This window comes from Methylocaldum sp., from assembly GCF_035627495.1.
Taxonomy (GTDB): domain Bacteria; phylum Pseudomonadota; class Gammaproteobacteria; order Methylococcales; family Methylococcaceae; genus Methylocaldum.
On sequence record NZ_DASPLO010000065.1, the window covers coordinates 1 to 6,503 of the forward strand.

The 6,503-nt window shown below is 54.5% G+C and carries 9 protein-coding genes; 5 read left to right on the forward strand and 4 right to left on the reverse strand.

The window, feature by feature from the left end; genetic code table 11:
• Positions 1–309 precede the first annotated feature (309 nt).
• On the forward strand, positions 310–552 hold the full coding sequence (locus tag VEB01_RS05180; RefSeq protein ID WP_324873417.1) for a type II toxin-antitoxin system ParD family antitoxin: 243 nt from the start codon (positions 310–312) through the stop codon (positions 550–552).
• Entirely contained in the window at positions 552–854 is a 303-nt protein-coding gene (locus tag VEB01_RS05185) for a type II toxin-antitoxin system RelE/ParE family toxin (protein ID WP_324873418.1), read from the forward strand. The genes VEB01_RS05180 and VEB01_RS05185 overlap by 1 nt, the downstream gene beginning before the upstream one ends.
• Before the next feature lie 457 nt (positions 855–1,311).
• Here the strand turns inward: VEB01_RS05185 and VEB01_RS05190 are convergent, their stop codons facing one another.
• Genes VEB01_RS05190 through VEB01_RS05200 form a run of 3 tightly spaced genes read right to left on the reverse strand, consistent with a single transcriptional unit; the run spans position 1,312 to position 2,514 of the window.
• Positions 1,312–1,761 carry a DUF1249 domain-containing protein gene (locus VEB01_RS05190; RefSeq protein WP_324873420.1) on the reverse strand — a complete coding sequence of 150 codons (450 nt, stop codon included), beginning with the start codon at positions 1,759–1,761 and terminating at the stop codon, positions 1,312–1,314.
• Between the two features lie 18 nt (positions 1,762–1,779).
• The gene (locus VEB01_RS05195; protein WP_324873422.1) at positions 1,780–2,202 is read right to left on the reverse strand and encodes a 6-pyruvoyl trahydropterin synthase family protein; all 423 of its coding nucleotides are present in this window, start codon (positions 2,200–2,202) and stop codon (positions 1,780–1,782) included.
• Positions 2,203–2,214: 12 nt separating this feature from the next.
• A complete protein-coding gene (locus VEB01_RS05200; protein WP_324873424.1) occupies positions 2,215–2,514 on the reverse strand; it encodes a PilZ domain-containing protein in 300 nt (99 codons plus the stop codon).
• 185 nt (positions 2,515–2,699) lie between these two features.
• Here VEB01_RS05200 and VEB01_RS05205 point away from each other — a divergent pair, with 185 nt between their 5' ends.
• From VEB01_RS05205 to VEB01_RS05215, 3 genes are all read left to right on the forward strand, one after another.
• The gene (locus VEB01_RS05205; RefSeq protein ID WP_324873426.1) at positions 2,700–3,716 is read left to right on the forward strand and encodes a tryptophan--tRNA ligase; all 1,017 of its coding nucleotides are present in this window, start codon (positions 2,700–2,702) and stop codon (positions 3,714–3,716) included.
• Between the two features lie 64 nt (positions 3,717–3,780).
• Positions 3,781–4,509: a DUF2459 domain-containing protein gene (locus tag VEB01_RS05210; protein WP_324873428.1), complete on the forward strand. Its 729-nt coding sequence runs from the start codon at positions 3,781–3,783 to the stop codon at positions 4,507–4,509.
• Positions 4,510–4,598: 89 nt separating this feature from the next.
• Positions 4,599–5,618, forward strand: a complete 1,020-nt coding sequence (locus VEB01_RS05215) for an NAD(P)/FAD-dependent oxidoreductase (protein WP_324873430.1) — start codon at positions 4,599–4,601, stop codon at positions 5,616–5,618.
• Positions 5,619–5,672: 54 nt separating this feature from the next.
• Here VEB01_RS05215 and VEB01_RS05220 read toward each other — a convergent pair whose 3' ends face one another.
• Positions 5,673–6,293 carry a class I SAM-dependent methyltransferase gene (locus tag VEB01_RS05220; protein ID WP_324873432.1) on the reverse strand — a complete coding sequence of 207 codons (621 nt, stop codon included), beginning with the start codon at positions 6,291–6,293 and terminating at the stop codon, positions 5,673–5,675.
• Between the last annotated feature and the right edge of the window lie 210 nt (positions 6,294–6,503).

Here is a 6,503-nt window from a genome sequence, read left to right on the forward strand (position 1 = left end):
GCAACACATCTCCGAGTCGGTCGAGCTTGGCTTCTCGTTCCTCAGCAGCAAACAGGCTCTCTTTGATCTTCATGGCGGGGCTTCTTGCATGGGTTGAGAGATAGCCATTATCTCAGCAGACAGGTTTTTCGAGGCGCCCTAAAGTGGTTTCGGAAATTTGAACAGCCCATAAGTGGTTAAACTGGCGCGGGTAACGCCGATGCTCTGGAGCACACCATAAGTAAGCGTCTGGTTTGCCGTCCGGCGTGGATGCCATACCATTTGATAATATTTAATGGTATAACGGACCAAGATACAGAGGAGACCCCCGTGCAGAAAAACACCAGCGTTACCCTTGGCGCTCACTTTGAACAGTTCATTGCCAAGCAGGTTGCCGAAGGGCGCTATGGTTCAGCTAGTGAAGCGATCCGGGCCGGACTGCGGCTTCTTGAAGAGCATGAGACGAAACTAGCCGCCTTGCGTCAGGCCCTCAAAGAGGGTGAAGAGAGCGGTCGTGCCGATTATTCCCTGCAAGGTCTGATGGATGAACTCGACGGTGAAAGCGCGCACTGATGCCCCGCTTTGTGCTGACCAACGCGGCAATGACAGACTTGAAGTCCATCGGCCGCTACACGCAAGACACTTGGGGCATAGCGCAGCGGAACCGTTATCTTGCGGTGCTAGACGGGAGTTTTCATGATTTGGCGGCCAATCCGCTCATGGGGCGCGACTGTGGCGACATCCGCTCCGGCTACCGCAAGTACCCTATCGGCAAACACATCGTGTTCTACCGTCAAACGGAAGCCGACCAAATTGAAATTGTTCGCATCCTGCATGAGCGCATGGACGTAGAAGCCCGTCTTGGTGACTCCTGAGGTAAGTACATAAGCGGCAACCTCTCTTTTGAGCAACATTCTGCCCGCGAAAAAGCTGCTAGGGTATGGAGGTGATTGAGGAATTTCCAGTTAAACAATTTACGTTTCTATACCCATTTTTGTAGGAAGCAGCTTTTTATGGGAGCGCCACATGAAACCCGCTTTAGTTGAGATGGGATACTGGTTTAGCGAGACCGGATATATCTTGATGATCTTTGAGAAAGGGTTTAGGCCAAGAAACTGCTAAAACCCGCGCAAGTTATGGAAACCGCTTCCGATTGACACAGAATTAGCAGTAGTGAATCACAGGTGATTGATCTATCGAGAATACCTCAAGGTTCAATTCCAGCCGCCACCAAACACCTTTCCGGCGACATCCAAAAATATCCGTAAGCCCACATAAATGCGGACTTTTTCATTTATATCTCATTCATCATGATATAAGCGAGAAATGGAATTAGATCGTGACGAATTCTTCCCGCGAATAACGGGCGGTCCCGAATCGATAGTCGCTTTGGAGGCAGTGATCCAGCCAGCGGGTGAGAAAGTAGTTCAGCGACCATTTGTAGTCCAGCACATTTTCGGCGTTCGACCGGTCCCTTACCGCATCCAGCACGAATGGACGGCAATAATCGCTGAGCGCTTCGGCGGTCTTGGCATCCAAGCTGACGCGAATTTTCACGGCCGGCTCGAAATCCCGCACGAAGTCGTGGGTAAGCTCCAGTGTCAGCGTATAGGGCGACCGATCGAGCAATCTCAGATGCAAAGACGGCTTGCCGTTGACCTGGGCAACAGCCGTCTCGTCAATGCGGGTCAAATCGGGAATTAGGTTCGCCAGTTTCTCGTAGTTCGATTCGCAGACTTTTTGTAGCCAGAAAGATTTTTCTGCAGGCTGGAAAATACTCATTTCCGGTAAAACAATCTCTCAAAATTCACTGTAAGTAGCGCAAGCGCTGGAAGTCTCCCATAAGGTAACGCTCTTGACGCTATAACCTCGACTTGCGACGTGCCCGAAGATCAGCTTGGCCAGATATTCGGCCGTCGGATGCCCGTCGAGAGCCAAAAAACGCTCTCCGGCTGAAACGAGCGCCGGCAAGAGCGGGTCGTCCTTGTGCAGAAGCAGATTATGATCCAGCTGCCGATCAATGTAGTCCGACGCAACGGCGCTGATTTCAGCGAAATCGCATACCATGCCCTGTTGGTTCAAACTTTGAGCAGTCACGGTAATCGCTGCTTTGACACTGTGTCCATGGAGATGACGGCACTTGCCCGCATGTTCCATTAGACGGTGTCCGTAACAAAAATACACTTCTTTGGTAATCGTAAACATGGATTGCGATGAGGACATTAACGAACGATCTCACTCGCTCTTGATGCCTTTGATGGCACCGGCTATGCGATAGCGGCCCGCTTCGGTCTCCGTGCAACGGATTACCTCAATATAGGCCGTCAAGGGAGGCGTAATCTTGTTGTCCGGAACGAGACGAACTTCTACAGCCTTGCCGGCATCGACGGTGGTATCGGTCTCGAACAAGATGCCAGACCCGCTGATATTCACGCATGCCCCCTCATATACGGCATCGCCGTCGGCGAGCCTGAAGCTCATCTTGCAGTGGGCCTGCATGCGAATGAAATCCCGCTTTTCGTCGAATTCCAGCATAGCTTCGCTACTCCTCGTTAGGTTTATCAATATTCTAACCGATAGATTGTACTGGAAGTTGCCCGGCCGCTTCGGCTTCCGAGTTTGGCAATTGATATCCTTTTATGCCATAGTGCCGCGGCTAAATTGACATGCCCCAAAAGATAGACAATTGGAACGACGCAGCAATCCAACGCATTGAATCTATGAGCACTAAATCCATCGTTCTGACGGGAATTACCACTACCGGCACCCCACATCTCGGCAATTACGTGGGCGCCATACGCCCTGCCATCGAAGCCAGCCGCGATCATAACGTTCTGCCTTTCTATTTTCTGGCGGACTACCATGCGCTGATCAAATGCCAAGACCCGGAGCGCGTCCGCCAATCCACGTTGGAGATCGCCGCGACCTGGTTGGCCTTGGGGCTGGATACGCAAAACGCCGTGTTTTACCGCCAGTCGGACGTCCCCGAAATCGCGGAACTGGCTTGGATACTCAGCTGCGTTACCGCAAAAGGACTGATGAATCGCGCCCACGCCTATAAGGCGGCGGTTCAGGCCAATGAAGAGAGCGGCGAAAGCGATCCCGATAAAGGGATCACGATGGGCTTGTTCAATTATCCCATTCTGATGGCGGCTGATATTTTGATATTCAACGCCAATAAAGTTCCCGTGGGTAAGGATCAGGTTCAGCACATCGAGATGGCGCGGGATATCGCCGGACGGTTCAATCATATCTACGGCGAGCACTTCGTGCTTCCCGAAGCGGAGATCAATGAGGATACCGCTGTCTTATGTGGACTGGACGGAAGAAAGATGAGCAAGAGTTACGACAACACCATCCCGTTGTTCGCACCGGAAAAACAGCTACGCAAGTTGATCATGAAGATCAAAACCAACTCGCTGTTGCCTGGCGAGCCGAAAGATCCCGACACCTGCACGCTGTTCAGCATCTACAAGGCTTTCGCGACCAAGGAAGAGACCGCCGCGGTACGCCGGCGCTACGAGGAGGGCATCGCCTGGGGCGAAATGAAAACTATCCTGTTCGAATATCTGAACGATCATCTGACGGCGGCGAGGGAGCGTTACGAAGCCCTGCTACAGGCGCCCGATAAAATCGAGGAAGCGCTGCAGGATGGTGCGCGCAAGGCCCGGAGCTACAGTGCGCCACTCGTACGGAAAGTCCGCCACAGTGTCGGAATCCGCGGCTTGAGCGGCTAACCCTTACCTATGATTCGGCCGCGAGATTCTCACATAGTCGACTCTCGCTCCAATCGCTTATGTCATGTTGCGTGATCCGAAAGACGGGACTGAAAGATATCTCAAGACAATCGGTACGCTGATTGCGCTGATAAAACTGTCCTGGCTGTTGGCGGCGCTAACGCTCTTTGCCGGCTGCGCGTCGAGCCGATTGCAAGAGCCTTTAGCCGTGAACGAAGTTGGGCCAGGCCATGAGATCTATTTGATCGATTTAGGCTGGCACGCCGGTCTTGCGATTCGACGGACCGATATCCCGACCGGTCTATGGCCGGAAAGCGCGGACTTTCCGGATGCGGAATATCTCGAGGTTGGCTGGGGAGACCGCGATTTTTATCAGGCCCCCGGCTTTAACCTCTGGTTTGCCCTCAAGGCCGTCTTAGTCCCGACCGACAGCGTTCTGCACGTTGTCGGATTGCCTGTCCATCCGACCGATTACTTCCCCGCCGCCGAGATCGTGGAGATTACCTTATCGGAACGGCAGCTTAAGCAACTCGTTGCGTATATTCACAACACCTATACCCGCATGGATACAGCCAGAGCTTCGGCAATCAGCCCGGGTTTGTATCCTGAAAGCCGCTTTTACGCAGCCGAAGGCAAATTCCATATGTTCAATACGTGCAATGTCTGGGTGGCGCACGCTCTACGCAGCGCGGACCTGCCTGTCGTTCCGTTTTTTGCGGTAACGTCGACGGGACTCTTGTCTCAGGCGCGCGAGTTCGGCAAGATCGCCCGACCGGAAACGGAAGATCACTGAATATCGATCAGGGCCGATAGAGAGATCGGCGCAAAAACCAATCGACGATTCCGCTCAACACGCCAACCGATTAAGCACGAGGAAGTCCCATGCACGTCGTCATCATCGGCTCGGGTATCGCCGGCATCACCTTCGCAGAGGAACTTCGGAAGCTACAGCCGGACAACCGTATCTCGGTGGTAACCCAAGAGAGTCACGGCCATTATTCGCGGCCCATGTTATCCCACGGTTTCTCACGGGATGATGTCGAGACCAAAATCATTCTAAAGCCATTCGACGCGTTGCGGGACGCCGGTATTGAGGTTCACGGCAAAACGGAGGTACTGACGCTGGACCGTGATGGCAAAACGGTTTTGTGCCGGAATAACACCGGTGAATTCACGCTGAATTACGATAAGCTCGTGCTCGCGCCGGGTTCGGATGCGCTAATCCCACCGCCATTTCAATCGAGCAGCGAATTGTTTTCCGTCGTAAACAGCCTCGACGACTTGATCGAACTCCGCCGTCACCGGGAACAAGTCATCGAGACTTCGGGGACACCCTTGTGGGCAGTTGTCGGCGGTGGGCTGATCGGCTGCGAAGTCGCTTCCGATCTGGCCAAGGCAGGCGACCGAGTCATATTGTTTCATGCCTTGGCAAGGCTCATGGAACGCCAGTTGGTGGAGGAAGATTCGGCCACTCTGCTGAAGGTTCTGCAAAGCCATGGAATCGAGGCCCGCTTGAATGCCGCGGTTCAGGATTTCGAAAAAATCGGCGCTCTTTATGCCGTGAAATTGCAAGACGAGCTCGCGACCGGTTTCCACGGCGTTATCGTCGCCTGTGGCTTCAAGCCGCGAACCGATCTGGCGCGGCAAGCCGGCTTGACCGTCAATCGGGGCATATTGGCCGATGAGTTCCTGCGCACCAGCGACCCCGATGTCCATGCCATCGGCGATGCCGCCGAATTCGTCGACGGCCGGCTGTATGCCTATATCATGCCGATACGGCACCAAGCCTTTTGGCTTGCCCGCTTCCTCGCCGGTGAGGTGAAGGAGCCGTGGCAGCCGCCCGATTTCAAGCCGCGCGCCAAAGTACACGGCTTCAATGCCGCGCACCCTTATTTGTTTTGATGCGGTTCCGGTACCGAGCGGCAACGGGCTAAACGATCTCTCTGGACTCTCACCCTACATCCGCCAAACCAATAGTTTGGCGGCGCGGACGTCCTGCAAGGTCAAGGTTTCATTGGGTGGCAGATCGGGCACGCCGAACGTGTTGCTGATGAAAAGCGACCCCGGCTTCATTTCGTTTCGCGCCTTGCGCCACAGGCGAGGCATCGGAGCCGGCGATAGAAAGGCGTAAACCACATCGTAGCAGCCTAGATCCTCGTTCCAGAAATCGCCGAATCGAATACGGCAATTGGCGTCTCTTCTGAAAGATAGCCAGCCGAGGAGGAATGGCAACGGCGCCGATTCGACTCCCAAGAACTCGCCGGATTTGCATTGCTTGGCTAAAACGGCCAAGCCGCCGCCCCAGCCGCAACCCAAATCGACAAACTTAAACGCGCCGTGCCTCGGCAATATTTCCGAGACGGCCAGCCAGGTCCCGCGATTGGTTAAATAAAAGGGAACCCGATCGCGAAGATTGCTGCGAAAGACCAGCCACAGCAGTACAAAAGCCGCCAGGTAGAGACTCGGCGGAAAATCCAGCCGCCATGCGAGAATGATCGAGGGAACGAATAGAGCTTGGATCGGCAGCCACCAATCGATTGCGTCGCCATTTTTTACGAAACCTTTTGGGACATCCAAGTCTCCAAAAGGAGCAAAAAATTGGCGACGGGTATTGCCTTCGGCGCCCCGGCCGTCCTGCGTTCGACCGGTCCCGACCCAACCAGGGGTCGGGACCTGGCTCCACAATGACTCGACGCCCGGTCGCGATGCCTTGTGGGTCGCCTACGACCGCCGCTCTCGCGGCGACCTCCGGCCACCCACCCGGCGCTTGGGCTTCCGGGGACTACT